A 25,838-nucleotide genomic window follows, 5' to 3' on the forward strand; every position below is an offset into this window, starting at 1 on the left:
CTCCTATGCTACATGAACGCGCGAACCACGAAAGCCTGCATCGCCCGCGTTCCAGGGCCCGCCCACGGAAGTCCCATGTCCGACAAGGTCGTCACCCGTTTTGCCCCCTCGCCCACCGGCTTCCTGCATATCGGCGGCGCGCGCACGGCGCTGTTCAACTGGCTCTATGCCAAGCACACCGGCGGCACGATGCTTCTGCGCATCGAGGACACGGACCGCGAGCGCTCGACCGAGGCGGCGACGGCCGCGATTCTCGACGGCCTGTCCTGGCTGGGGCTGACCTGGGACGGCGAGCCGGTTTCCCAGTTCGAGCGCGCGCAGCGCCACCGCGAGGTTGCGGAGGAGCTTGTGCGCCTCGGAAAGGCCTACTACGCCTACGAGACCCCGGCCGAGTTGGAGGCCATGCGCGAAAAGGCGCGCGCCGAGGGCCGCCCGCCGCGCTATGACGGCCATTGGCGAGACCGCGCGCCTTCCGAAGCCCCGAAAGGCGTTCCGGGCGCCATCCGCATCAAGGCCCCTTCCGATGGCGAGACGGTGGTGCGTGATCTGGTGCAGGGTGAGGTGCGGTTCCCCAACAAGGACCTGGACGATTTCATCATCCTGCGTTCCGACGGCAACCCCACCTATATGCATGCGGTCGTCGTCGACGATCATGACATGGGGGTCACCCACATCATCAGGGGCGACGACCACCTCACCAATGCGGCCCGCCAGACCGTGATCTACGACGCCATGGGTTGGCAGGTGCCGCAGATGGCGCACATCCCGCTGATCCACGGCGCGGACGGCGCCAAGCTTTCCAAGCGCCATGGCGCCTTGGGCGTCGAGGCCTATCGCGCGATGGGCTATCTGCCGCAAGCGCTGCTGAACTATCTCGCCCGGCTCGGCTGGAGCCATGGCGACGACGAGGTGATGTCCATCGCCGACATGATCGCCTGGTTCGACATCGTCGATGTCAACAAGGGCGCTGCCCGCTTCGATTTCCAGAAGCTGGAGGCGCTGAACGGCATCCATATGCGCAGCATGGACGATTCCGCGCTCTTGAAGATCCTGCTGCAGACGCTGCCCTATCTGCCCGGAGCGGAGCCGCTGGCGGCCAGGCTTGACGAGCGCACCAGGGCGCAGCTTCTGCAGGCCATGCCCGGCTTGAAGGAGCGAGCCAAGACCCTTGTCGAACTTGCCGACAGTGCGACCTTCATCGTTGCGGAACGGCCGCTCCATCTCGACGAAAAGGCCACGGCCATTCTCGATGCCGACGCCAGGGCGGTTCTCAAGGGCATTCTTGCGCCGTTCAAGGCGCTTGAGGAATGGTCTGCGGCCAGCACGGAAGCAGCGGTTCGGGTTTACGCCGAGAATACCGGGCTGAAGCTGGGCAAGGTCGCGCAGCCGCTGCGCGCGGCATTGACGGGCCGCAGCACGTCGCCCGGCGTGTTCGACGTATTGGCCGTCTTGGGCCGCAAAGAAAGCCTCGCCCGTATCGAAGACCAAATCGATTAGGAAAGCTGGACCAACAAGATTGGCATTGAAAGAGGGTTTTTTGCGGTGCAACATTGGCATTGGACCAATCGAGCCAAGCCTCCCGTTGGGAAGTGTTGCTGAATTCCGAAAAATCTCCGGCATTTGCGTAGCAGGATTGATTTGCCTGGCGGGCAAGAAGAAACGACAAGGAGTTTGCGATGACCGAACAGACTGCGAAACTGGAATTGGGCGGCAAAACTCACGAGTACAAGGTGCGAAGTGGCACTCTTGGTCCCGACGTCGTAGACATCAGTTCGCTCTATAGCACCGCCGACGTCTTCACCTACGATCCCGGCTTCACTTCCACCGCAAGCTGCGAATCGCAGATCACCTTCATCGACGGCGACAAGGGTATCCTGCTGCATCGCGGATATCCGATCGACCAGTTGGCCGAACACGGCGATTTCCTCGAAGTCTGCTACCTGCTGCTCTATGGCGAACTGCCGACCAAGGCGCAGAAGGACGATTTCGACCGCCGCATCCAGCGCCACACCATGGTGCACGAGCAGATGTCGCGCTTCTTCACCGGATTCCGCCGCGACGCGCACCCGATGGCGGTGATGTGCGGCGTGGTCGGCGCCCTTTCGGCCTTTTACCACGACTCGACGGATATCTCGGATCCGTACCAGCGCATGGTGGCCTCGATGCGGCTCATCGCCAAGATGCCGACCATCGCCGCGATGGCCTATAAATATTACATCGGCCAGCCCTTCGTTTATCCGAAGAACGATCTCGGCTTCGCCGCCAACTTCCTGCACATGTGTTTCGCGGTGCCGTGCGAGGAATACAAGGTCAACCCGGTGCTGGCGCGGGCGATGGAGCGCATCTTCATCCTGCACGCGGACCACGAGCAGAATGCCTCCACCTCGACCGTGCGTCTTGCCGGTTCTTCCGGGGCCAACCCGTTCGCCTGCATCGCCGCCGGCATCGCCTGCCTGTGGGGCCCGGCGCATGGCGGCGCCAACGAGGCGGCACTGACCATGCTGTCGGAGATCGGCCATGTCGACCACATCCCGGAATTCATCGCGCGCGCGAAGGACAAGAACGACCCGTTCCGGCTGATGGGCTTCGGCCACCGCGTCTACAAGAACTACGATCCCCGCGCCAAGATCATGCAGAAGACCACGCACGAGGTCCTCGGCGAACTCGGCATCAAGGACGACCCGCTGCTCGACGTGGCGATGGAACTGGAAAAGATCGCTCTGACCGACGACTATTTCATCGAGAAGAAGCTCTATCCGAACATCGACTTCTATTCCGGCATCACGCTGAAGGCGCTCGGCTTCCCCACCACCATGTTCACGGTGCTGTTCGCGGTCGCCCGCACTGTCGGCTGGATCGCGCAGTGGAAGGAAATGATCGAGGATCCGCGCCAGAAGATCGGCCGTCCGCGCCAGCTCTATACCGGCGCGACCGAACGCGACTACGTGCCGATCGCCAAGCGTTGAGCGCAAAGAAAGCTTTTGAAAAGCGCCCTTTACGGGCGCTTTTTCATTTGAGGAGGGAAAGCACGGCTTCGGCCGCGATGTCCCCGGCCGGCCGGTCCGTTTCCATGCGGCGGCGCACTTCGGCAAAACCCGCCTTTTGCCAGGCGCGCATGCCGCTGTCCGAAAACAGCGCCTCCAGCTGCCGGGCGAGATTTTCCGGCCGCACATAGCCGTTGTAGAATTCCGGAACGATGGCACGATCCGCGATGATGTTCGGCAACAGGGCCGACCAGACCGTGATGAGGCGCTGTGCGGTCTGGACGACCGGATCGAGCTTGTAGGTCGCGATCATCGGCACGCCGGCCAATGCAAGTTCCAGGGATACGGTGCCCGAGGCGATCAGCGCCGCGTCGGCTTCCCCGAAAGCACGCCATTTGTCTGCCGGATCGGTGAATATCTCCGGCGCCTCGTCCCAGTTCTTCGCGGCTCCGCGCACGAAATCCGCGACGTGCGGAACCGTGGGCAGGATCAGCCGAAGCCGGTGGCCTCTGGCCCGCAAGATGGAGACGGTCCGCCCGAAAGGCTCGATCAGCCGGCGCACTTCACCGCCCCTAGAGCCCGGCAGGAGCAGCAACGTCTTGATCCGGTCGTCCGCCAGGTCGCGCGGTGCCGCCTGCATGGCGGCCGCGGCCTCGATGTTCCCGTCGTGGCGCAGGCGATGGCCGACATATGTTCCCGGAGGCCCGGCAAGTCGCTCCAGTTCCTTCACCTCGAACGGAAGGATGCAGAGGATGCGGTCGACATAAGGGCGCATCGCCGCCGCCCTGCCCGGCCGCCACGCCCACACGCTCGGGCAGACATAATGGACGATGGGAATCGTCGGATCAGCCGCGCGAACCTTCCCGGCCACGCGAAGCGAGAAATCCGGGCTGTCGATGGTGATCAGGCAATCGGGCTTCTCGGCCACGACCATCGAGGCCGTCTGCCCTATCCGGCGCATCAGCCTCGGCAGATCCCGCAACACCGCGCTCACGCCGGTCAGGGCGATCTCGCTGGCATTGAACAGGCTGGCGAGGCCAAGGGCCTCCAGGTGCCGGCCGCCCAGGCCGACGAGGCGCACATTCCGGCCGGTCATGCGCTTTAGCGCGGCGATCAGATCGGCGCCCAGCAGATCGCCGGATTCTTCGCCCGCGACGACGGCGATCTTCAGCGGCCGCCCCTCGCTCATTCCATCGCCTTCGCAGGCAGGCCGAGCGCGAACAGGCCGTAACGATTGGCGAGCGCGATCATTTCCGGGCCATCCATCACCAGCGAACAACCTGCTTCGACCGCCACGCCGGCTAGCCCGGCGGCGTGCGCGTTTTCAATTGTCTGCAGTCCTATGGCCGGCATGTCCGCGCGCATTTCCTGCCCGGGCTTGAAGCACTTGACCAGAACGCCGCCGGTTTTCCCCCCAAGTCGGCCGTGGCCGCGCAGATCCTTCACCCGCGCCAGCATGCCGTCGGTGCCCTCGATGCCCTCCAGCGCGATCGTACGGCCGCCGATAGCCACCGCACCCTGGCCGATGTCGAGTGCTCCGATGGCCTGCGCAGCCTTGCGCGCGGCCTCGATGTCGCGCCAGTCGGCCTTGCCGGGAGCGGCACGGGTCCACAGGCCCTCGCTCGCCAGCAGTTCGGGAACGATTTCGTGTGCCCCGAGCACCTTGAACCCGCGCGCCTCGAAAGCGCGGACCACGATCTTCAAGAGGCCGTCGTCGCCCCGCGCCAAGGCCGAAACCACGTGTGGAACAATGGCGAGCAACCCGGCACTGATGCGCATTGCCCCCAGTCGCGGCCGTCGCCTGATCTCGCCGGCCAGCACCACATGGGTGACTCCGTGGCGCCGCAAAATTCCGACCAGCGAACCGATCTGTTCCAGCGGCATAACGACATGTTCATGCCGGTCGAGCCCCGCTGCCGGATCCGCCTCGCCCTCCACGATAAGCACGAAAGGCGGCCGGCCCTGCCCGGCCAGGGCGTTTGCCACTTCGATGGGAAGATTCCCGCCGCCGGCGACAATGCCCACCCGGGCACCTGCGGGAAGCGGAAGACGCCGTGCGTCCTCAGTCTTCGTCATCGCCATCGTCAACGGCGCCGCCCTTCAGCGGCGGCACGGTATATTGCCGTTTGCCGCGGCTCGAGATGAAGTCGATGATCTTCATGGCAGCCGCTGAGCCGGAGAATTCGACGCGAGCCAGTTCGACGTTCTCGGCAACCGTGCGCGAGCGATCGAATATGGTGCGGTAGGCGCGGCGAAGCAGATAGATTTCTGCACGCGGCAAGCCGGAGCGCTTCAGGCCGATGATGTTCAGGCCGCGCAGCTTGGCCCTGTTTCCGGACGCCACCGCGAAGGGGATGACGTCGCCCACGATAGCCGAGCAGCCGGCCAGAAAAGCGTTGTCGCCGACGCGCACGAACTGGTGCACGGCCGTCAGCCCACCGATGTTGACGTTGTCGCCGACCTCGCAATGACCGCCCAATGTCGCGCCATTGGCGAAGGTGGCGTTCTTTCCGACCACGCAGTCGTGCGCGATATGCGCATAGGCAAGGAAATTGCCATTGTCGCCCACTTCCGTCGCGCCCCGGCTGGTGTCGGTGCCGACATGCATGGTAACGCCCTCGCGGATCATGCAGTTGGCACCGATGGTCAGCGTCGTGCGGCCACCCTTGTGACGGGTGTTCTGGGGTGGCGCACCCAAGGTCGCCATCGGATAGACCTGGGTGCCGGCGCCGATGGTGGTGGCGCCGCGCACCGCCACATGGCTGATGAGCTCGACGCCATCGCCGAGGACCGCATCGGCGCCCACATGGCAGAACGGGCCGATACGCACGCCGGCGCCGAGTTGGGCGCCGGGCTCGATCACGGACGAAGGGTGTATGGCGGTTTCGCGCGTCATGAATACCTGGAAATCAATCGTTTTCTACCATCATGGCCTGGATCTCAGCCTCCGCCACCTTCTGGCCGTCCACCAGTCCTTCGCAGGCGAATTTGAGCAGGTTGCCGCGCTTCCTGAGCTTGCGCACATGGATCATCAGCTGGTCGCCGGGAACCACCGGCTTGCGGAACTTCGCGCCGTCGATGGTCAGAAAATACACCAGCGAAGGTTTCGACGCACCCGCGGCGCGGATGCAGATGGCTCCCGCCGTCTGCGCCATGGCTTCGACGATGAGTACGCCTGGCATCACCGGCTGGTCCGGGAAATGTCCGAGAAAATGCGGCTCGTTGATCGTGACGTTCTTCACGCCGATGGCGGAGTTGTCGCCGTCGATGTCGATGATGCGGTCGATCATCAGGAAGGGATAGCGATGCGGCAGGAGCTTCATCAGCCCCATGATGTCGACCGCCTCGAGCGTGGTCCCGGCCACGTCAGCCATGCTTGTCACCTCTTCCATGCTTGGTGAAGGCTCGGATCGCCGAAAGCTCGCGGAAAAAGTCTCGCATCGGTTGCGCAGGAAGGCCTGCCCAGCGCTCGCCGGCCGGTATGTCGTACATCAGGCCGGACGAAGCCGCCACCTGCGCCCGGTCTCCGACGGTGATGTGGTCTGCGATCCCGACGCGGCCGCCCAGCATGACGAAATCGCCCAGCGTGACCGAACCGGAAAGGCCGCAATGGCCGGCGATGATGCAGCCGCGGCCGATGCGGACGTTGTGCGCGATCTGCACCAGATTGTCGATCTTGGTGCTTTCGCCGATGACCGTATCGGCCATGGCGCCGCGATCCACCGTGGTGTTGGAGCCAATCTCCACGTCGTCCTGTATGACGACCCGGCCGATCTGGGGCATGCGTTCCGGCCCCTTGGCGCCGGGAACGAACCCGAAGCCGTCCTGGCCGATCCGTGCGCCGCCGTGGATGACCACCCGGTTGCCCACCAGCGCATATTGCAGGCTGGCGCCGGGTCCGATGTAGCTGTCGCGGCCGATCTGGCAGTCGCGGCCGACAACAGCGTTTGGCGCTACGACCGTGCCGCTGCCTATGGCGACGCCCGGCCCCACCACCGCACCGGCCTCGATGATGGCTCCGGCCTCGATCTGCGCCGAGGGATCGACCACGGCACGCTCCGAAACACCCGTTTCGGAGGTCATGGGCGCCGGGGTCGCCGCCGCCGGGAACAGGAGCCGGCCGATCATGGCGAAGGCCTGCTGCGGGCGCTGGTGGACGAGCACCGCGATGCCCGCCGGCGCCATGTCGGCGATCTCGGCGTTGCACAGAACAGCCGTCGCCTTGAGCGTGGACATCAGAGGCGCGTTGCGCTTGCCATCGACGAAGACGAGCGCATGCTTGCCGCCGTCGCCGGCCGAAGCGATGGTTTCGATGATGGCGTCGGCATAGGCGGGATTGGTCAAGCCCGAACCGGTAAGGTTCGCGACTTCAGCCACCGTATACCGGCGTGAAGGCACAAAGAACACCGGATCGGTCATTCCAGAGCAATATCCTGCCGGGTTGAATAGCACCTTCCGGGCATTGCTGCCCGGAAGCGACGCTATACCCACAAATCAGAAGCGGGTCGATATGCCGAAATTAAATTCCTGAACGTCGTCGGTCGCTTCCTTCTTGACCGGCTTCGCGTAGTCGATGCGCAGCGGGCCGAAAGGCGAGGCCCACATCAGGCCGACGCCGACCGACGCACGCCAATTCATCCCGGTATTGACAGCGTCGGGAATTGAATTGCCATAGAGCGTTGCCGCATCGGCAAAGACCGCGCCGCGCAGTCCGATGCTTTCCGGAACGAGCGGAAGCGGGAACTGCGCCTCGGCGGAGGCATTGAAATAGGTCGTACCGCCGAGATGGTCGAACTGGCCATTGCCGGCAGGAGCCGCCGGACCAATGCCGTTGTAGTCGAAGCCACGGATCATGCGATCGTTGCTCTGGAACATGTCGAACAGGCGCAGACCGTTGCTGCCGTAGCTCTGCATGTAGCCCGCGCCACCCGACAGCACCCCGACGACATCACCCTCTTCCCAGAGCGTGTTATAGACGGAAGCGCGCGCCGTATACTTCACCCACTTGGCATCCCCACCGAGGCCAGCCACCTCGACGCCCGCATTGGCGTAGATGCCATAGTGCGGGTTCTTCACGTCGTCGATCGTGTTGTAGATGACGTTGCCGCTGACCGACGACTTTATCCAATCGGGATTAGCAGTGATGGCGTTCCGAACGGGCGCCGAAATGCTGCACTTTGCAGGATCGTAATTACCGTTCACGTCAAGGCAGCTGTCGTCGAACTCATACTTTTCCTGAGACAGGTTGTACGCGAGCTGCGTGGTGACGTTCTGCGTGATCGGCAAGCCGAACCGCACGGTGCCCCCGGTGACCACCGAGTCGTAGCCGTTCTTGTATTGGCGCGACGACCGGTAGATGTCGAAGCCCGCGGCGATGCGCTGGCCGAGGAAATAGGGCTCGGTGAAGGACAGGCCGAAGTCGCGCGAACGCTTGCCGCCGCCCGCCGAAAGCCGGATGAACTGGCCGCGACCGAGGAAGTTGCGCTCCGTGATCGAGCCCGAGATCGTCGGGCCGGGCGTCTCGCCGCCGGTCGAATAACCGGCACCGATCGAGAACTCGCCGGTCGACTTCTCGACCACATCGACCACCAGGACAACCTGGTCCGGCTCGGAGCCCGGAGCGGTCGAAATATCGACCTTCTCAAAATAATCAAGGGCCTCCAGGCGCTTCTTGGCGCGCTGGATCAGAACCTGGTTGAATGCGTCGCCTTCGCTGACGTCGAACTCGCGGCGAATGACATAGTCGCGCGTGCGCGTGTTGCCGCGGATCTCGATGCGCTCGACATAGGCCTTGGCGCCCTGGTCGATCGTATAGGTGACGTTGATCGTGTGGTTTTCGAAATTGCGGTCGCCGCGCGGGGTCACCTGGGCGAAGGCATAACCCTGGCCCGCCACCCGCTCGGTCAGCGCGATGATCGAATCCTCGACGTCCTTGGCGTTGTAGGTGTCGCCCTTCTGCGTCTCGACGACCGACATGAGCGCCTTGCTGTCGATCTCAGGGATCGAGCTGTCGACGTTGATATCGCCGAACTTGTAGCGATCACCTTCGTTCACCGTGATGGTTATGGTGTACTGGTTGGTGGCGTTGTCGAGTTCGCCGACGGCCGACACGACCTGGAAGTCCGCATAGCCGTGATTGTAATAGAAGCGCCGGAGCTGCTCCTCGTCCGCGCGCAGCTTGTCCTCGTCATAGACGTCGTCGCGCAGGATGAAGGACAGGAAATTGGAGCGCTTGGTGCTGATCACGTCGGCGAGCCTGCGGCTCGAATAGGCGTGATTGCCGACGAAATTGATCGCCGCGATCTTGGTGCGCTCGCCTTCGTTGATGTTGTAGACGACATTCACGCGGTTCTCGCCCAGATCCATGGTCTGGGCCGTCACCTGCGCGTCGTCGCGGCCGATATGGCGATAGGCGGCCTTGATCGCCTCGACGTCGGCATCGACGGCCGCCTGCGAGAAGGAACTGCGCGGCTTCAGCTGCACCGTCATCGACAGCTGCGCGTCCTTGATCTTCTTGTTGCCCTGGAACAGGACCTGATTGACGACCTTGTACTCCGACACCGAGACGACGAGCGCGGAGCCCACCTGGTTGATCTGCACGTCGGAGAACATGCCGGTGCCGAACAACGCCTTCACGGCGGAATCGATATCCGCACTGGAGAACGACTTGCCGGGCTTGATCTGGATATAGTTGCGGATCGTGTCCGCATCGACGCGCTGGTTGCCGCGCACTTCGATCCTGCGGACGACTGCGGCCTCTGCGGACGAGACGGCAACAAACTGTACAGCGAGCGCGCCAGGCACGACAAGCGCGGCGGACAGGGCCGCCGCGGACGCGGCGCTCAGAAACTTGGATGCTGCCTTCATAGGGCTATGTTACCTTTTCTCGAAGTCCCCACGGCGAGAAAACCGGACTTATCGGTATTTTTCCCGTACCGTATTAACCGGATTTTCCTTACACGCAAGGCTTCTGGTTAATTTGAATTTACTTCCCCATCCAGCGTGGCTTTCGCGTCACGCATATCCCCCGTCATGGTAAACGGCGCATTGACGGGAGCGGCCTCGGGCCAAATTTCTTCATGATTTCAGCATCCAAACAGATCGTTCCAGAACACGAACCCCATGAAGCAGAGGACGAGGAACAAACCTGTCCTGTAGATGGCTTCCATCGTCCGTTCCGAAACGGGACGCCTGATCACCGCCTCGATGGCATAGAAGGCAAGATGCCCGCCGTCCAGCGGCGGAATCGGCAGCAGGTTCAGGAAGCCGATTCCGACCGACAGCAGCGCAACCAGCTGCACGAGCCATTCGAAGCCCATCTTGGCCGCCTGCCCGGCCATGCCCGCGATCTTGACGGGCCCGCCGAGCTGGCATTTGTCCTCGCGGCCGACGGCGAAACGCTTCAGGAATTGCCCGGTCCGCTCGATGATCTGTCCGGTTTCCCGGACGGCGGCGACCACCGCTTCCGCCGGGCTGTAGGTGATGTGCCGCGGCTGACCCAGTTCCTGGTTGTTGACGACGCCGATGACCGCCACCTTGACCTTGTTGCCGAGCGCGTCCTCCTGCTCCATCAAGCGGGGGGCGGCCTTCACCGTGACGTCCTTGCCGTCGCGCAGCATGACGAAGGTGATCGTGTCGCCTGCCCGTCCCGAAACCAGCCGCTGTACATCGGCGAAAGTCTCGACCTTCGCGCCGTCCACGCTGACGAATCGGTCGCCGGGCTGGATGCCGGCCTGCTGCGCCGGGCTGCCTGCCGTGACCTGCGCCACCATCGGCTCGGCGACGTAGCGGCCGTAGGCGGCAAACAGCACTGCGAAGACGAGCACCGTCAGCAGGAAATTGAAGAGCGGGCCGGCGAACACCGTTGCGGCCCGTTTCCACACCGGCTGCGTGTGGAAGGCGACCTTGCGCTCCTCCTCGCTCAGCGTCTCCAGTTCGTCGGCCCCCGGCTGGGCCGAGGTGGCATTCATGTCGCCGACGAACTTGACGTAACCGCCGAGCGGAACGGCGCAGAGCTTCCAGCGCGTGCCGCGCCGGTCGTTGAAGCCGATCAGTTCGGGTCCGAAGCCGATCGAGAACGCCTGCACGCCGATGCCGCACAGGCGCCCGACCAGATAGTGGCCCATTTCGTGGACGAAGACGACCACGGTCAACACGAAGAGAAAGGGCACGAGCGTGCCGAGGATGAAGCCTTCGGTGCTGAATGCCGCACTCAGGATTTCGCTCAACTCACGTCCTCATTCTGATTGGCCGCAAGATCGGCAATCCGCCCAGCCGGCGCTCAGCCCGGAAACAACCCTTGGGCGGGCGTCTCGACGGAAGCGGTGATACTGCCGATGACGTATAGGGCCAACGCCGCGGCGACAAGTCCATCCACCCGGTCCATCACGCCTCCGTGACCCGGAATCAGGGCGCTGGAATCTTTGCATCCGTGGCGCCGCTTGACCCAGGATTCGAACAGATCTCCAGCCTGCGCGACCACGGACAGCAACAGGGCCACGAAACCGAGCAGCACGACGTCGCCGGCACCGGTTGCGACAACCACGGCGAGCCCCGCCAGCAGGCCTCCGACCGCACCGCCCAGCGCGCCGCTCCGGGTCTTGCCGGGCGAGATGGAAGGCGCCAGTCTCGGCCCGCCGACGGCCCGGCCGACGAAATAGGCGAGGATGTCGGTCGCCCAGACAACGGCGAACAGGAACAGGATCGCCAACAGGCCGGAACGGTCGCCGTCGCGCAGGAAAGCCAGCGAAAAGCCGGAAAGTCCAGCGTAGGCGATGCCGGAAGCCGCCCAGCGCCCGGCGCCGCGCGTAATGGCGGCAACGGCACACAGCGCCACAAGCACGGCGAGCAGGATCAGCAAAATCCGCGCCGAAAGCCCTGCCGCGAGCGCGATGACGAAGATCGCCATCGACAGGTCTGTCAAAAGATCAAAGGCGCCGAACCCGGCATGCGGCCGGGTCATCCGCGTCCATTCGAAGAATATCGCGGCCGAGATCAGCGCCGACAGCAGCCGGAACGGCCAGCCGCCGACGAAAGCCAGGGCGAGCACGACCGCTGCCAGCACCAGCGCCGAAAGGATACGGAGTTGCAAATTGCTCATGCCGCTCACAGGGCGATGTCTTGCGGGGCAAGGCCCCCGAAGCGCCGCTCGCGGCCGGCGAAGTCTCGAAGCGCCTCGGCGAGATGATCGCGCGTGAAATCGGGCCAGTAGCAGGGCAGGAAAGTCAGTTCGCTATAGGCGGTCTGCCAGGGCAGGAAGTTCGACAGGCGCAGTTCCCCGCTGGTGCGGATGACCAGTTCGGGATCGGGAATGCCGTTCGTATCAAGGCTTGCTGCAAAGACCGCCGCGTCGATCGAGCGCACGTCGATCCTGCCGTCGACGGCTGCCTCGGCCAGCTTGCGCGCGGCCCTGGCGATCTCGTCACGACCGCCATAGTTGAAGGCGATGACCAGCGTCAGGACGTCGTTTTGCGCCGTCAGCGATTCGGCCTCGTCCAGCAGTCCCTTGATGTCGGGCTGAAGTCCCTCCCGGTCGCCGATCACCCTCACGCGCACGCCGTTGCGATGCAGTTCCGCGAGGTCGCGACGGATGAATATCTTCAGAAGCCCCATCAGGTCGCTGACTTCGGATTTCGGGCGCGACCAGTTCTCGGACGAGAAGGCATAGACGGTCAGATAGGAGATTCCGAAATCGGGCGCCGCGCGCACCGTCCCGCGCAACGCTTCCACCCCGGCGCGATGCCCGGCCACGCGCGGCAGGCCGCGCGCCTTGGCCCAGCGCCCGTTACCGTCCATGATGATCGCGACATGCGCGGGCATTGCCCCCGGGGTTGTCATGGTCTCGCTTTCGGGCCGACTTTGCGGTCCTTAAACCTGCATGATTTCGGCTTCCTTTTCGGAAAGCAGGCTGTCGATGGTGGCGATCGTCTCGTCTGTCAGCTTCTGGACGCGGTCAGACTCCTTGCGCTGATCGTCCTCGCTGATATCGCCGTCCTTTTCGGCCTTCTTAAGGAAGTCCATCCCGTCCCGTCGCACATGGCGCGCCGCGACCCGGGCATTTTCGGCATAGGTATGGGAAATCTTGACCAGTTCCTTGCGGCGCTGCTCGTTCAGTTCCGGCAGCGGGATGCGCAGATTGGTGCCGTCCATGATCGGATTGAAGCCCAGATTCGCCTCGCGGATGGCGCGGTCGACCGCGCCGACCATGGACTTGTCCCACACCGAAACCGAGATCATGCGGGGTTCCGGCACGGAAATCGTCGCCACCTGGTTGATCGGCATGGCGGAGCCGTAGGCCTGCACGTGGATGGCGTCGAGAAGGTTGCTCGAAGCGCGCCCGGTGCGCAGCGACGCCAGGTCGTGTCTGAAGGCTGCAATCGCCCCGTCCATGCGTCGCTTGAGATCGTCGTAATTGCTGCTCATTGCCATCTCCCGTCCCTGCCCGCGGCAGGCACTGTGCATCAGGGAAAACCCTGCGGATCAATCGTCCGTGACGACCGTGTAGTGGCCGCCACCCTTCAATATGTCTCCGAACCCGCCTTTCTCGTGGATGGAATAGACGATTATCGGAATGTTGTTTTCCCGCGCAAGCGCAATCGCAGCCGTATCCATGATGCTCAGGCCGCGCTTTATGACTTCGTCATGGGTAATGCGCTCGAAGCGCGTCGCCGTCGGGTCCTTCTTGGGGTCGGCCGAATAGACGCCGTCCACCTGCGTGCCCTTGAACAGCGCATCCGCGCCGATCTCCGCAGCACGCAGCGCCGCGGCCGAATCGGTGGTGAAGAACGGGTTGCCGGTGCCTCCGGCGAAGATCACCACCTTGCCCTCGTTTATATAGGCGGTGGCCTGGCGCTGCGAGAAGCTCTCGCACAGTTCCGGCATGGCGATGGCGGACAGCACGACGGCGTCGACGCCGATCTTGCCGAGCGAGGTGCGCAAGGCGAGCGAATTGATCACGGTGGCGAGCATGCCCATGTGGTCGCCGGTGACGCGGTCTCCGCCCTTGGAGGCCACGGCCACGCCGCGAAAAATGTTGCCGCCGCCGATGACGACGCCCACTTCGACGCCGAGCGCCCTCGCCTCGGCTATGTCGGCGGCGATGCGGTCGACCACCGACACGTCGATGCCGAAATGCTGATCGCCCATCAGCGCCTCGCCCGACGCTTTCAGCAAGACACGCCGGTACAGGGGTTTGCCGCTCATATGGTCCTCGAAACCGCAGCGCGGGACGATCCGGCCAGATATCGGCCCGGGTCACCCCGACGCATTTTCTTGATTTTCCCGGTCCCGATACACGAAGGGCACCGCGATGTCACGCGGCGCCCTTGCATAATCCAGTCGTAAATGTCGGGAAGCTTTTGAAGCGCCGTTACTTTTTCACGGCGGCCGCGACTTCCGCGGCGAAATCGCTTTCTTCCTTCTCGATGCCCTCGCCCAGCGCGAAGCGCAGATAGGCGGTGATCTTGGCCGGCGCGCCGATTTCCTTCTCGGCCTCCTGCAGCGCCTTCTCGACGGTCACGTCGGGATTGATGACGAAGGCCTGCTTCATGAGCACAACTTCCTCGTAGAACTTGCGCATGCGACCCTCGACCATCTTCTCGATGATGTTCTCGGGCTTGCCGGACTGGCGCGCCTGGTCCGCGAAGATGGCCTTCTCGCGCTCGACGGCAGCCGGGTCGACGGCATCGACGTCCAGCGCCAGCGGGTTGGTCGCCGCGACATGCATCGCGACCTGCCGGGCGAACGCGCTTGCCTTGTGGGCGTCTCCCGCCGTCTCGATGGCCACCAGCACGCCGAGCTTGCCGAGATTGTCGGCGACGGAGTTGTGGATGTAGGTCGCCACGGCGCCCTGGGGAACGGTGAGCTTGGCCGAACGGCGGAAACCGAGGTTCTCGCCGATGGTGCCCACGGCGTCCTTGATCGTTTCGGTCACGGTCTTGTCCGAGCCCGGATATTTGGCGTTGGCCACGGCCTCGGTGTCGCCGAACGCCAGCGCCACCTTGGCGACGTCGGTCACGATTTCCTGGAAGGCCGCGTTGCGGGCAACGAAGTCGGTCTCGGAATTGACCTCGACCACCGCTGCTTCGCGCAGCCCCGGCTCGACGCCGATCAGCCCCTCGGCCGCGGTGCGGCCGGCCTTCTTGTCGGCCTTGGCGATGCCCTTCTTGCGCAGCCAGTCGACAGCCGCCTCCATGTCGCCATTGGTCTCCGCAAGGGCCGCCTTGCAGTCCATCATGCCCGCGCCGGTCAGGTCGCGCAGTTCTTTGACCTGTGCTGCTGAAATGCTCATAAGTCGCCTCTTTGTCTTTTAACGGCGCAGGCGCATCATCGAACCCGACGATGCGCCGCGATACGGCGCTCTACCGCGCCGGGATTTCATGCGAATGAAGGCCGCTCCATGCGGCCTTCTCGTCAGGCCTGCGGCTGCTCGCCCGCGGCTTCTTCGCTGGCGGAAGCCTCGTTGAGCGCCGGCTCGACCGGAGCCTCGGCCGAAGCGCCGATATCCACGCCCAGCGCACCCTGCTGGCGCGCGATGCCGTCGATGGCGGCCTTCGCAACCAGATCGCAGTAGAGCTGGATGGCGCGCGCGGCGTCGTCATTGCCCGGGATCGGGAAATCGACCTTGTCCGGATCGCAGTTGGAATCGACGATGGCGACGACCGGAATGCCGAGACGCTTGGCCTCGAGGATGGCGATCGCTTCCTTGTTGGTGTCGATCACGAACATCAGGTCAGGCGTCGAGCCCATGTCCTTGATGCCGCCGAGGGCCTTGTCCAGCTTCTCGCGCTCACGCTCGAGGTTCAGGCGCTCCTTCTTGGTGAAGCCCTGGGCCTCGCCGGCCAGAAGTTCGTCGAGCTTGCGCAGGCGCTGGATCGAATTGGAGATCGTCTTCCAGTTGGTCAGCATGCCGCCGAGCCAACGCGAGTTGACGTAGTACTGGGCCGAACGCTGGGCCGCGTCGGCGACGATGTCGGATGCCTGGCGCTTCGTGCCGACGAACAGCACGCGGCCGCCGCGGGAAACGACGTCGGAGATCTGCTTCAGCGCCTGGTGCAGCAGCGGCACCGTCTGCGACAGGTCGATGATATGGACATTGTTGCGGGCGCCATAGATGTAAGGCGCCATCTTCGGGTTCCAGCGATGGGTCTGGTGGCCGAAGTGAACACCAGCTTCCAAAAGCTGGCGCATGCTGAAATCAGGCAGAGCCATTCTCAAGTTCCTTTCCGGTTGGCCTCCACGGACGTTTGACGGCTTCGGGAAAACCGGGTCGAAAGCCAGAGCTTTTCGGAAGGTTCGCCTTGCACCGCCACCGGAGGTCTCCGCCGGATTTCTCCCGGCCGGACACCCAAGCCCGTGTGTGGAATGCGGCGGCATATAAAGAGGATGAGGCGGAAATGCAAGCGTAACTCCGCCGGCGCAAAAATCAGCCCCGCCGGTGCACCTTCCCGTTCGGCACCTTCACCCGCCGAAACACCGCGACGATTTCCTCGCGGCTGCACTCGACAGCGCCCAGCCGCACGGCGCGGTCGCGTTCCAGGCCGGTGATGTCGTAGTGCGGCGCCGATGTCTTGGGCGGGCCCTGGTAGGAGGACAGCTTGATGCCGAGACGTGTCGTGGCGAAACGGTGCAGTTCCGCCACGTCGTCGGCGAGCATGTGGCACCATAAGAGCCCCTCATGCTTCCAGATCGCCGCATCGACATAAACCGCCATCGCGCGACGGGCACCCGCCTACTGGTTGCAGGTCTTCTTCGACGGCTGGTCGAACAGGGCGAGATTGACCAGCTTGCCGGTCATCGAGAAATCGCCATAGTCCATGACCAGGTCGCGGGTCAGCCCGTTCTCGTTCAGCTTGAACGAAATCCGGTATTGCGGCACCTCTTCCCCGGTGCTCTTGTCGGTGGGGTCGAAATAGGCGATGTCGACCGGCCAGTATTTGTCCTTGCCGAGACGGGCCAGGACCGGCAGCTCCGGATCGTCCTTTGCCACGGCGGCAGGCTTGCCGACGATCACGGTCGTGCTCATGACCTTGTCGGCATCCTCCGAACCGTCGAACAGGTTGGTCTCGTAGAAGGTGTCGCCTTTCTTGGCCTTGTCGATCAGTTCGACCAGGTGCTGGGTCGGAAACTGGGTGGCTGCCAGTTCGAGCGTGCTCTTCTTGGGCTTCTCCAGGTCCACCTTGAGGCCCTGCGGCTCACGCGTGGCCATGCCCTTGACCTCCTTGTCGAGGTTCTGGTCGACGAAGGATTTGGTCACGAACGAAAACGTCTTGCCCTGGGCATCCTCGAAGGTGGAGGTCTGCTGGTCGGTCAGGCGGCTGTTCTCGCTGGTGCTGATCTGCGTGACGAAACGGAACTTGACCGTATAGCCGTCGCAGGGCGAGCCGTTGAATTCATAGACCATACGGCCGCTGATGCCGGTGATGCCGGAACGGTCCGACGCCTTGTCGAGCGAAAGGTCGTAGACCGCCCGATGCGGCTGCAGCATCGGCACGGCGAAGGCCTGCGCCATCGGAACGACCGCCAGCAGCGCGGCGTTGAAAAGAAGGCGCACTGCCCGCATGAATGAACTCCGAACGTAGCAACCGCCAGCCGGCTGCGTGGAAAGATGGGCAACCTTAAAAAAAGTCGTGGCGGAAGCGAGGCAAAAATAGCAATTTCGGCCGGGCCGACGCGCCGCCTCAAGCAATAGGGAATTACCATGAGCGAAACAATCGAAAACCGGTTGAGCAATCTCGGCATCACCTTGCCCGTCGCGGCGGCGCCGGCCGCGAACTACGTTCCCTTTGTCAGAAGCGGCAATCTGCTTTTTCCGTCCGGCCAGTTGCCGTTAAAGGACGGCAAGCTGGCGGTCGCGGGCCTGCTCGGCCGCGATGTCGATACCGCGGCCGGCAAGGAGGCCGCGAAGCTTTGCGCCATCAACATACTGGCGCAGGCGAAGGCGGCGCTGGGTGACCTCGAGAAGATACGGCGCATCGTGAAGATCAACGTGTTCGTTGCGTCGGCGCCGGATTTCAACGAGCAGCATCTGGTCGCCAACGGCGCGTCCGATCTCCTCGCCGAGGCGCTGGGCGAGCGCGGCAGGCATGCCCGCGCGGCGGTCGGCATGGCTGCGCTGCCGCTCAACGCGGCCGTCGAGATCGACGCCGTCATCGAGGTCGAGTGAGCGGATCATGGCTGATCTATCCTGGCTGACCGCGCAGCCGGTCGCCCATCGCGGCCTGCACGACCTCAACAAGGCTTGCTGGGAAAACACCTTGTCGGCTTTCGCACGCGCGGCCGATCGGGGCTACGCCATCGAATGCGATGTCCATTTGACCTCGGACGGGGTTCCGGTCGTCTTCCACGACCATGACCTGAAGAGGCTGGCCGGGGAAGACGGCTTCGTCTGGCAGCGCACCGTCGCCGAAATGGCCGCGCTTCGCATCGGCGGCACGGCCGACCATGCGCCGACGCTGGACGAGTTGCTGGCGCTCGTGAACGGACGCGTGCCGCTGGTCATCGAGTTGAAAGGCACGCCGGGCCGCGACGAGGGACTGGTGGCCGCCGTCGCCGAGCGGCTGAGGCGCTATGACGGCAAGGCCGCAATCATGTCCTTCGATCATTGGCTGATCCGCCAGTTCCCGAGCCTGGCGCCGGGGATACCGGGCGGGCTAACCGCCTATGGCACGAGCAATCGGGACATCGAGGCCCATTTCGCCATGTTGGCCTACGATATCACCTTCGTTTCCTACGCGGCCGGCGACCTGCCGAACCGCTTCATCGGCTTCGTGCGCGAGAAGCTCGCCATGCCGGTCATCACCTGGACGGTGCGCGACCAGCCGGCGGTTGACCTGACCTTCCGTTACGCCGACCAGATGACGTTCGAGGGCTTCGAGCCCGATCTCGCCCGGCCGGCGGCGATCGCCTGACCGCGGCACTTGTGCGGGGCCATATGGCGCTTAAGTAAGGACGCATGGATCAGGGCGAAGGCAGCACGCAAGCACAGCATACGGATTTCTCCGTGCGCATCGCGGCCGGCGTCGGAGCCTTCACCGAGGCCGAATGGAACGGACTGACCGGTACGAGCAAAGGTTCCGGATCCGGCTACAACCCGTTCCTTTCCTACGCTTTTCTGACTTCCCTGGAAGACGCAGGCTGTGCCGTGCCGCGCACCGGCTGGCAGGGAAATCACATCCGCCTCGAAACCTCCGACGGCAGGCTTGTGGGCGCCATTCCCTGTTACGCCAAATCGCACAGCCAGGGCGAATACGTCTTCGACCATGGCTGGGCCGATGCGCTGGAGCGGGCCGGCGGAAACTACTATCCCAAGCTGCAATGCGCGGTGCCTTTCACCCCGGTCACTGGTCCGCGCCTGCTGGTCGCTCGCGGCGAGGACGAGGCATCCGTCAAGGCCGGACTGGCGGCCGGCCTCAAAGTGGTGACCGACAAGCTCGGGATTTCCTCCGCTCATGTGACCTTTGCGCCCCATGGCGACGTGGAGACGCTGGAGGCGGCCGGCTACCTGCACCGTACCGACCAGCAGTTCCATTTCTTAAACGAGGGCTTTTCGACCTATGACGACTTCCTCGCCACGCTGGCGTCACGCAAGCGCAAGGCGCTGAAGAAGGAGCGGCGCGAGGCTCTGGCCGGCGGCATTGCCGTGGATTGGCTGACCGGCAGCGACCTGACCGAACGGGTCTGGGACGATTTTTTCGCCTTCTACATGGATACGGGCGGCCGCAAATGGGGTCGGCCCTATCTCAACCGCCGCTTCTTTTCGCTGGTCGGCGAACGCATGGCGGACGATATCCTGCTGGTAATGGCCAGGCGCGACGGCCGCTACATCGCCGGAGCCATCAACTTCATCGGCTCCGACGCGCTCTACGGCCGCAACTGGGGCTGCATCGAGGACCACCCCTTCCTGCATTTCGAGGTCTGCTATCATCAGGCGATCGACTTCGCGATCGCACGCAAGCTGAAGGTGGTGGAGGCCGGCGCGCAGGGCGAGCACAAGCTCGCCCGCGGCTATCGGCCGGTCACCATGCATTCCGCGCACTACATCGCCCATCCGGGCCTGCGGCGGGCGGTAGCGGACTACCTGCTGCGCGAGCGGCGCGAAGTGGCGCAGATGGGCACCTATCTGGAAGAGCATACCCCGTTTCGCAAAGGCGAAATTGCCGGCCTCGAATAGGCCGCGTCAATGCACCAGGGTCTTGGAAAACAGGTTGATGACCGCGACCCCTGCCAGGATGAGCCCCATGCCCGCCAGTGCCGGCAGATCAAGCGCCTGGCGGAACCAGATCCAGCCTATGGCGGTGATGAAGATGATTCCGGCGCCGCACCAGAGCGCATACACGACGCCCACAGGCATGGTGCGCAGCACCAGCGACAGGAAATAGAAGGCCAGTGCATAGCCCGACATCGTCACAAGCGACGGAACGAGGCGGCTGAAGCCTTCTGTCTGCTTCAGCGCGGTGGTCGCCATCACTTCGAACATGATGGCGACGATCAGGTAGATATAGTTGCGCAACATCGCGGCTTTCCCCGTCCGTTGATTTGACCACCCATTGATTTGGAATGGCGTGCCGGACAAATATGCCGGGACGCATAGAATACCGGCATCAAAGCGGCGAGAGACAGATCATGGCCTACGACAGTACCAACATCTTTGCGAAGATCCTGCGTGACGAATTGCCGTCGCAACGGGTCTACGAGGACGATGCGGTGATCGCGTTCATGGATGTCATGCCGCAGGGAACCGGACACGTGCTGGTGGTGCCCAGGACCCCTTCCCGCAACCTGCTGGACGCCGACCAGGCAACGCTCGGACCGCTCTTTGCCGCCGTGCAGAAGGTGGCGAATGCCGTGAAAAAGGCTTTCAACGCCGACGGCGTGACCGTCATCCAGTTCAACGAACCGGCTTCTGGCCAGACCGTCTATCATCTGCATGTCCATGTCATCCCCCGCTTCGACGGCGTGCCGCTGAAGCCGCATAGCGGCCAGATGGAAAAGCCGGAGGTGCTCGCCGTCAACGCCGAGAAGATCCGGGCAGCGTTGCATCAGCAATAAAGCACTTATCCCGTATGTGCGCTTCGGAGTTGCAACAATCCTCGCTGAAATGGCGAGGCATTAGCGAAATCGAAAACGGTTCCACCTAACAATGCCGCCGGCTCACGGCAAGAAGGCGGCATGGTTCAGGCGTTTGAACTCTACTCTGCGACGTGGTTGGGCGGGCGGACACGCAATGTCGGCCTCGCATTCAAGTCGGCCGCCTGGCGCCATCGCTATATCCACGCGTTGGCGTTTGGAACACTCGCCCTGGCGGCCGGCGTCGGCGCATTGACGGGAAACAGGCCTGACATAGGCATCGTCGGCGAGTTCGGCTTCTACATCACGTCTGCTTTCTGGATCGGCGGTTGCGCCGCAGCCGTCATCTATCTCCTGTGGCTCGGACTGGTCGAGCGCGCGCGCTCGCCGCTTCGACATTTCGCAAGACGCATCGGCGAATTCTTCATGAATGCCGAGCGGTGGGCAAACGCCGTCAACGGAATCGGCGCCTTCGTCGCGTTTGCAGCAGGCTTCTCCGTCCTGAAAGGCGCGATCACGTATTTCGCGCCGTTCTCGTGGGACGCCACACTGGCCGATTGGGGTCTGGCCCTGCATTTCGGTCGGGCACCATACGAGTGGCTCTGGTGGTTCATCGAACGCCCTGCCGCCGTCTATGCCCTGAACATCGTCTATAATCTGTGGTTCATCGTCCTGCTCGGCACGACCTTCGCCGCCTCGATTACGGTCAAGGATACAAAGCTGCGCCATCAGTACCTGCTCAGCCTGCTTTCGCTCTGGCTGATCGGCGGATTCTTCGTCGCCATGCTCTTTTCATCCGCCGGACCGTGCTATTTCCAGCGCCTTAACCTCGGCGACCGCTACCAGCCGCTGATGGAAGCGCTGGCGCATGCGAACCAATCCTATCCGATCTGGGCGCTCTCCACGCAGGACATGCTGTGGAGCGGGTACAAAGGACTCCGCAACGGCAACCTCGGCATATCCGCTTTTCCGTCCCTCCACGTCGGAACGTCCGTGCTGATCGCCATTTATGCTTCCCGCCGATCGTGGCTCGTCGGCGTTATGGCCTGGCTGTTCGCGGCGACAATCACCGTCGGTTCCGTCGTGCTCGGCTGGCACTATGGCCTGGATGCCTATGGCGGTGGCCTCATCGCCGTAGCGATCTGGGCTGGCGTCGGCCGTATTCTCAACCGCGCGACACCGTCCGCCCTATCGTCCGTCTGACCAGCGTCTCGATGCAGAAAAGGCCCCGATGCGGGGCCTTTTCCTATGCGTTACCTGGCAAAGTTCAGCCCTTGCGCGGCAGTTGCGGCACGAGGCTGCGCTTGCCGCCTCCGTCCTTCGGCCTTGAAGCGGGCTTCTGCGCCGCGGCCTTCTTGGCCGCCGGCTTCTTCTGCGCCTTGCGAGGCTTCGGCTGCCGCTCCTCCGGTTCTTTCCGCGGCTTCACCAGCCCCTCGTCGGCCAGCGATTCCAGCTTCAGGCCGGTTTCGCCGGTCTCCTTCTTCTCGACGGTGATGCGGACGGTGCCGCCCTTCCTGAGCTTGCCGAACAGCACTTCGTCCGCCAGCGGCTTCTTGATGTGCTCCTGGATGACGCGTCCGAGCGGGCGTGCGCCCATGCGCTCGTCGTAACCCTTCTCGGCCAGCCAGGCGATCGCCTCGGGCGCGAGATCGAAGGTCACGCCGCGATCGGCGAGCTGCGCCTCCAGCTGCATGACGAACTTCTGCACCACCTGATGCACCACCGGCACCGGCAGCGAGCCGAACGGGATGATGGCATCGAGACGATTACGGAACTCCGGCGTGAACAGGCGATTGATCGCCTCCACGTCGTCGCCTTCGCGCTTGGTCGAGCCAAAGCCGATCGCCGCGCGCTGCATGTCGGATGCGCCCGCATTGGTGGTCATGATCAGGATCACGTTGCGGAAGTCGATCTGCTTGCCGTTGTGGTCCGTCAGCTTGCCGTGGTCCATCACCTGCAACAGGATGTTGAACAGATCCGGATGCGCCTTCTCCACCTCGTCGAGCAGCAGCACGCAGTGCGGGTGCTGGTCGACGCCGTCGGTCAGCAGGCCGCCCTGGTCGAAGCCGACATAGCCGGGAGGCGCGCCGATCAGCCGTGAGACGGTGTGGCGCTCCATATATTCCGACATGTCGAAGCGCAGCAGCTCCACGCCGAGCGAGGCGGCGAGCTGCTTTGCGACTTCGGTCTTGCCGACGCCGGTCGGGCCGGAAAACAGGTAGCAGCCGATCGGCTTTTCCGGTTCGCGCAGGCCCGCACGTGCCAGCTTTATGGCCGATGCCAGCGCGGAGATCGCCGTGTCCTGGCCGTAGACGACACGCTTCAGCTCCACGTCGAGACCGGCAAGCACCTTCTCGTCGTCGGCCGAGACGGTCTTCGGCGGGATGCGGGCCATGGTGGCGATGGTCGCCTCGATCTCCTTGATGCCGATCGTCTTCTTGCGCTTCTGCTCGGGCAGGAGCATCTGCGAGGCGCCGGTCTCGTCGATCACGTCGATGGCCTTGTCGGGCAGCTTGCGATCGCTGATGTAGCGGGCCGAAAGCTCCACCGCGCCCTTGATGGCGTCGTTGGTGTACTTGACCTTGTGGAAGTCCTCGAAATAGGGCTTCAGGCCCTTCATGATCTCGATGGCATCCTCGACCGTCGGCTCGTTGACGTCGATCTTCTGGAAGCGCCGCACCAGCGCGCGATCCTTTTCGAAGAACTGCCGGAACTCCTTGTACGTCGTGGACCCGATGCAGCGGATAGCGCCGGAGGAAAGCGCCGGCTTCAGCAGGTTCGAGGCGTCCATGGCCCCGCCGGACGTGGCCCCCGCTCCGATCACCGTATGGATCTCGTCTATGAACAGCACGGCGCCGGGATACTCTTCGAGTTCCTTGACGACCTGCTTCAGTCGCTCCTCGAAATCGCCGCGATAACGGGTGCCGGCGAGCAGCGTGCCCATGTCGAGCGCGAAGATGGTTGCGTCTTCGAGCACTTCCGGCACGTCGCCTTCGACGATGCGCTTGGCGAGGCCCTCGGCGATCGCCGTCTTGCCGACGCCGGGATCGCCCACATAAAGCGGATTGTTCTTGGAGCGGCGGCACAGCACCTGGATGGTGCGGTTGATTTCGGGCTCGCGCCCGATCAGCGGGTCGATCTTGCCGGCCCGCGCCTTTGCATTGAGGTTCACGCAGTAGGCGGTCAGCGCGTCCTGCTGCTTCTTCTTGCCGCCGTCTTCCTGGGAATCCCCGGCCGCGCCGCCCTGCTCCTCCTCGGCGCCGCGCGGCGCGCGGCTCTCGGAAGAACCCGGACGCTTGGCGATGCCGTGGGAGATGTAGTTGACGGCGTCGTAGCGCGTCATCTGCTGTTCCTGCAGGAAATAGGCGGCGTGGCTCTCGCGCTCGGCGAAGATCGCCACGAGCACGTTGGCACCCGACACCTCCTCGCGGCCGGAAGACTGCACATGGATGACGGCGCGCTGAATGACGCGCTGGAAACCGGCAGTGGGCTTGGAATCCTCGTCATATCCGGTGACGAGATTGTCGAGTTCGGTATCGATGTAGTTGAGGACGGTCTGGCGCAACTCGTCGAGATCGACGTTGCAGGCCCGCATGACCGCCGCGGCCTCGTTGTCGTCGATCAGGGCGAGCAAGAGGTGTTCGAGGGTTGCGTATTCATGATGACGCTCGTTTGCGAGCGTCAATGCCTGGTGAAGAGCCTTTTCGAGGCCTTGGGAGAAAGCCGGCATCTTACCTCACTTCTTTTCCATCACGCATTGCAGCGGATGCTGGTTCTGTCGGGCGAAATCCATGACCTGGGACACTTTGGTCTCGGCCACCTCGTATGTATAGACCCCGCATTCCCCCACGCCGTGATTGTGAACGTGAAGCATGATGCGCGTGGCCGCTTCGCGGTCCTTCTGGAAGAACCGTTCGAGCACGTGGACCACGAACTCCATCGGAGTGTAGTCGTCGTTGAGGATCAGAACCCGGTAGAGGCTGGGCCTTTTGGTCTTGGTCTTGGTTCGCGTGATGACGGCGGTGCCTCGGCCGGTGCCGTTGCCGCCGTTGCCGTTTTGCATTCGCGCCACTTGCTTCGTGGCTGTTAGGCTGATCGTCACTGAAGTCCTGCCTCTGGGTCTAATCCCCTGCGAACCGACATGTAGGTTTTCGATTTGGGATTTTAAGCCCTTCTACCTGCCTGACAATATGGCTAGTCGGACAATGTTCCGCGATTTTGAGCAGGGGCACAGGCTTTTGGTCACATATGCGCATACCGCATGAAAAAACCCGGCCGCTTGCGCGGGCCGGGTTGTTCGTCGACTCAGCGATGCCGAGTCGCGGCAGGACCGAAAAGGTCTACTGCCTGGCGATGATCGTCTCGAAAGGCTTGTAGGCGTCGCGGGCGAGCTCGGCATAAAGATCGCTGATCTTGGTGGCCTCGGCCACGAAAGCCTCGTAGGATTGCTTCACATAGTCCGTCTGGATTTCGACGGCGCTGTCGAACGATTTGGCGGTCGCCAGCTTCTCGAAGAAGGTGCTGCCGTTCTCGAAGCTCTTCTTGGCGTAGTCGGCCGCTTCGGCCGCGATGGCCTGCGCGCCCTTGGAAAGCGAGGCGAAGCTCTTGAGGCCGCTGTCGGCGAATTCCTTACCGTACTTGCTGAAATCTTCGTAGGTCTGGGTCATCTGCGCGTCCTTTCGACGTTGGAACCGCTGCATTGTGCGATGCCAGAAATTTATGTTGCGATGCACAAGAAGTCAATCTTCTTCCTCGCCGCCCGGCAGGCCGCATTTTCATAAAGATTGT

General features: G+C 63.4%; 26 protein-coding genes. 7 read left to right on the forward strand and 19 right to left on the reverse strand.

What is annotated here, in order from left to right; all coding sequences use genetic code 11:
* Window positions 1-75: 75 nt before the first annotated feature.
* Entirely contained in the window at window positions 76-1,497 is a 1,422-nt protein-coding gene (gene gltX / locus QU595_RS27590) for a glutamate--tRNA ligase (RefSeq protein ID WP_315928049.1), read from the forward strand.
* A gap of 179 nt (window positions 1,498-1,676) precedes the next feature.
* On the forward strand, window positions 1,677-2,966 hold the full coding sequence (gene gltA, locus QU595_RS27595; RefSeq protein ID WP_315928051.1) for a citrate synthase: 1,290 nt from the start codon (window positions 1,677-1,679) through the stop codon (window positions 2,964-2,966).
* Between the two features lie 43 nt (window positions 2,967-3,009).
* On the opposite strand, the gene lpxB is transcribed toward gltA, so the two are convergent.
* From lpxB to QU595_RS27670, 15 genes are all read right to left on the reverse strand, one after another.
* Complete coding sequence (gene lpxB, locus QU595_RS27600) at window positions 3,010-4,173, reverse strand: lipid-A-disaccharide synthase (RefSeq protein WP_315928053.1); 1,164 nt, start codon at window positions 4,171-4,173, stop codon at window positions 3,010-3,012.
* Window positions 4,170-5,060, reverse strand: a complete 891-nt coding sequence (locus tag QU595_RS27605; protein ID WP_315928055.1) for an LpxI family protein — start codon at window positions 5,058-5,060, stop codon at window positions 4,170-4,172. The genes lpxB and QU595_RS27605 overlap by 4 nt, the downstream gene beginning before the upstream one ends.
* Entirely contained in the window at window positions 5,047-5,880 is an 834-nt protein-coding gene (gene lpxA, locus QU595_RS27610) for an acyl-ACP--UDP-N-acetylglucosamine O-acyltransferase (protein ID WP_315928057.1), read from the reverse strand. Before lpxA ends, QU595_RS27605 begins: the two co-directional genes overlap by 14 nt.
* A gap of 13 nt (window positions 5,881-5,893) precedes the next feature.
* Window positions 5,894-6,358, reverse strand: a complete 465-nt coding sequence (gene fabZ, locus QU595_RS27615) for a 3-hydroxyacyl-ACP dehydratase FabZ (RefSeq protein WP_315928059.1) — start codon at window positions 6,356-6,358, stop codon at window positions 5,894-5,896.
* Window positions 6,351-7,403, reverse strand: a complete 1,053-nt coding sequence (lpxD, locus tag QU595_RS27620; protein ID WP_315928061.1) for a UDP-3-O-(3-hydroxymyristoyl)glucosamine N-acyltransferase — start codon at window positions 7,401-7,403, stop codon at window positions 6,351-6,353. Before lpxD ends, fabZ begins: the two co-directional genes overlap by 8 nt.
* Window positions 7,404-7,478: 75 nt before the next feature.
* Complete coding sequence (bamA, locus tag QU595_RS27625) at window positions 7,479-9,851, reverse strand: outer membrane protein assembly factor BamA (RefSeq protein ID WP_315928063.1); 2,373 nt, start codon at window positions 9,849-9,851, stop codon at window positions 7,479-7,481.
* 218 nt (window positions 9,852-10,069) lie between these two features.
* Entirely contained in the window at window positions 10,070-11,212 is a 1,143-nt protein-coding gene (rseP, locus tag QU595_RS27630; protein WP_315928065.1) for an RIP metalloprotease RseP, read from the reverse strand.
* 53 nt (window positions 11,213-11,265) lie between these two features.
* Entirely contained in the window at window positions 11,266-12,084 is an 819-nt protein-coding gene (locus tag QU595_RS27635) for a phosphatidate cytidylyltransferase (protein ID WP_315928067.1), read from the reverse strand.
* Between the two features lie 5 nt (window positions 12,085-12,089).
* Complete coding sequence (locus QU595_RS27640) at window positions 12,090-12,821, reverse strand: isoprenyl transferase (protein ID WP_315928069.1); 732 nt, start codon at window positions 12,819-12,821, stop codon at window positions 12,090-12,092.
* A 30-nt stretch (window positions 12,822-12,851) separates the two neighbouring features.
* Entirely contained in the window at window positions 12,852-13,406 is a 555-nt protein-coding gene (gene frr, locus QU595_RS27645; RefSeq protein WP_315928071.1) for a ribosome recycling factor, read from the reverse strand.
* A gap of 57 nt (window positions 13,407-13,463) precedes the next feature.
* The gene (gene pyrH, locus QU595_RS27650; RefSeq protein ID WP_315928073.1) at window positions 13,464-14,186 is read right to left on the reverse strand and encodes a UMP kinase; all 723 of its coding nucleotides are present in this window, start codon (window positions 14,184-14,186) and stop codon (window positions 13,464-13,466) included.
* 166 nt (window positions 14,187-14,352) lie between these two features.
* Window positions 14,353-15,273, reverse strand: coding sequence for a translation elongation factor Ts (gene tsf, locus QU595_RS27655; protein WP_315928075.1), 921 nt, complete (start codon window positions 15,271-15,273; stop codon window positions 14,353-14,355).
* Window positions 15,274-15,395: 122 nt separating this feature from the next.
* On the reverse strand, window positions 15,396-16,193 hold the full coding sequence (gene rpsB, locus QU595_RS27660) for a 30S ribosomal protein S2 (protein ID WP_315928077.1): 798 nt from the start codon (window positions 16,191-16,193) through the stop codon (window positions 15,396-15,398).
* Window positions 16,194-16,407: 214 nt separating this feature from the next.
* Window positions 16,408-16,695, reverse strand: a complete 288-nt coding sequence (locus QU595_RS27665) for a DUF4031 domain-containing protein (RefSeq protein ID WP_315928079.1) — start codon at window positions 16,693-16,695, stop codon at window positions 16,408-16,410.
* 18 nt (window positions 16,696-16,713) lie between these two features.
* Window positions 16,714-17,544, reverse strand: coding sequence for a cell envelope integrity EipB family protein (locus QU595_RS27670; protein ID WP_315928081.1), 831 nt, complete (start codon window positions 17,542-17,544; stop codon window positions 16,714-16,716).
* A gap of 138 nt (window positions 17,545-17,682) precedes the next feature.
* On the opposite strand from QU595_RS27670, the gene QU595_RS27675 reads away from it, so the two are divergent.
* The 3 genes from QU595_RS27675 to QU595_RS27685 are packed head-to-tail and all read left to right on the forward strand — an operon-like array spanning window position 17,683 to window position 20,154.
* Window positions 17,683-18,147, forward strand: coding sequence for a RidA family protein (locus QU595_RS27675; protein ID WP_315928083.1), 465 nt, complete (start codon window positions 17,683-17,685; stop codon window positions 18,145-18,147).
* Window positions 18,148-18,154: 7 nt separating this feature from the next.
* Window positions 18,155-18,892, forward strand: a complete 738-nt coding sequence (locus QU595_RS27680) for a glycerophosphodiester phosphodiesterase (RefSeq protein ID WP_315928085.1) — start codon at window positions 18,155-18,157, stop codon at window positions 18,890-18,892.
* A gap of 44 nt (window positions 18,893-18,936) precedes the next feature.
* Window positions 18,937-20,154: a GNAT family N-acetyltransferase gene (locus QU595_RS27685; RefSeq protein WP_315928087.1), complete on the forward strand. Its 1,218-nt coding sequence runs from the start codon at window positions 18,937-18,939 to the stop codon at window positions 20,152-20,154.
* Between the two features lie 6 nt (window positions 20,155-20,160).
* Here QU595_RS27685 and QU595_RS27690 read toward each other — a convergent pair whose 3' ends face one another.
* Window positions 20,161-20,493 (reverse strand): DMT family transporter, encoded by a 333-nt coding sequence (locus QU595_RS27690; RefSeq protein WP_410000587.1) that lies wholly within the window; start codon window positions 20,491-20,493, stop codon window positions 20,161-20,163.
* Between the two features lie 113 nt (window positions 20,494-20,606).
* Between QU595_RS27690 and QU595_RS27695 the strand changes: the two genes are divergently transcribed.
* Window positions 20,607-21,032: an HIT family protein gene (locus QU595_RS27695; RefSeq protein WP_315928091.1), complete on the forward strand. Its 426-nt coding sequence runs from the start codon at window positions 20,607-20,609 to the stop codon at window positions 21,030-21,032.
* A gap of 120 nt (window positions 21,033-21,152) precedes the next feature.
* Entirely contained in the window at window positions 21,153-22,253 is a 1,101-nt protein-coding gene (locus QU595_RS27700; protein ID WP_315928094.1) for a phosphatase PAP2 family protein, read from the forward strand.
* Between the two features lie 64 nt (window positions 22,254-22,317).
* On the opposite strand, the gene clpA is transcribed toward QU595_RS27700, so the two are convergent.
* From clpA to QU595_RS27715, 3 genes are all read right to left on the reverse strand, one after another.
* Entirely contained in the window at window positions 22,318-24,780 is a 2,463-nt protein-coding gene (gene clpA / locus QU595_RS27705; protein ID WP_315928096.1) for an ATP-dependent Clp protease ATP-binding subunit ClpA, read from the reverse strand.
* A 6-nt stretch (window positions 24,781-24,786) separates the two neighbouring features.
* Window positions 24,787-25,113, reverse strand: a complete 327-nt coding sequence (clpS, locus tag QU595_RS27710) for an ATP-dependent Clp protease adapter ClpS (RefSeq protein ID WP_315928098.1) — start codon at window positions 25,111-25,113, stop codon at window positions 24,787-24,789.
* A 277-nt stretch (window positions 25,114-25,390) separates the two neighbouring features.
* Window positions 25,391-25,717 (reverse strand): phasin family protein, encoded by a 327-nt coding sequence (locus QU595_RS27715; RefSeq protein WP_315928100.1) that lies wholly within the window; start codon window positions 25,715-25,717, stop codon window positions 25,391-25,393.
* Window positions 25,718-25,838 lie beyond the last annotated feature (121 nt).

Origin of the sequence: Mesorhizobium sp. SP-1A (genome assembly GCF_032460275.1) — a bacterium.
Classification (GTDB): domain Bacteria; phylum Pseudomonadota; class Alphaproteobacteria; order Rhizobiales; family Rhizobiaceae; genus Mesorhizobium.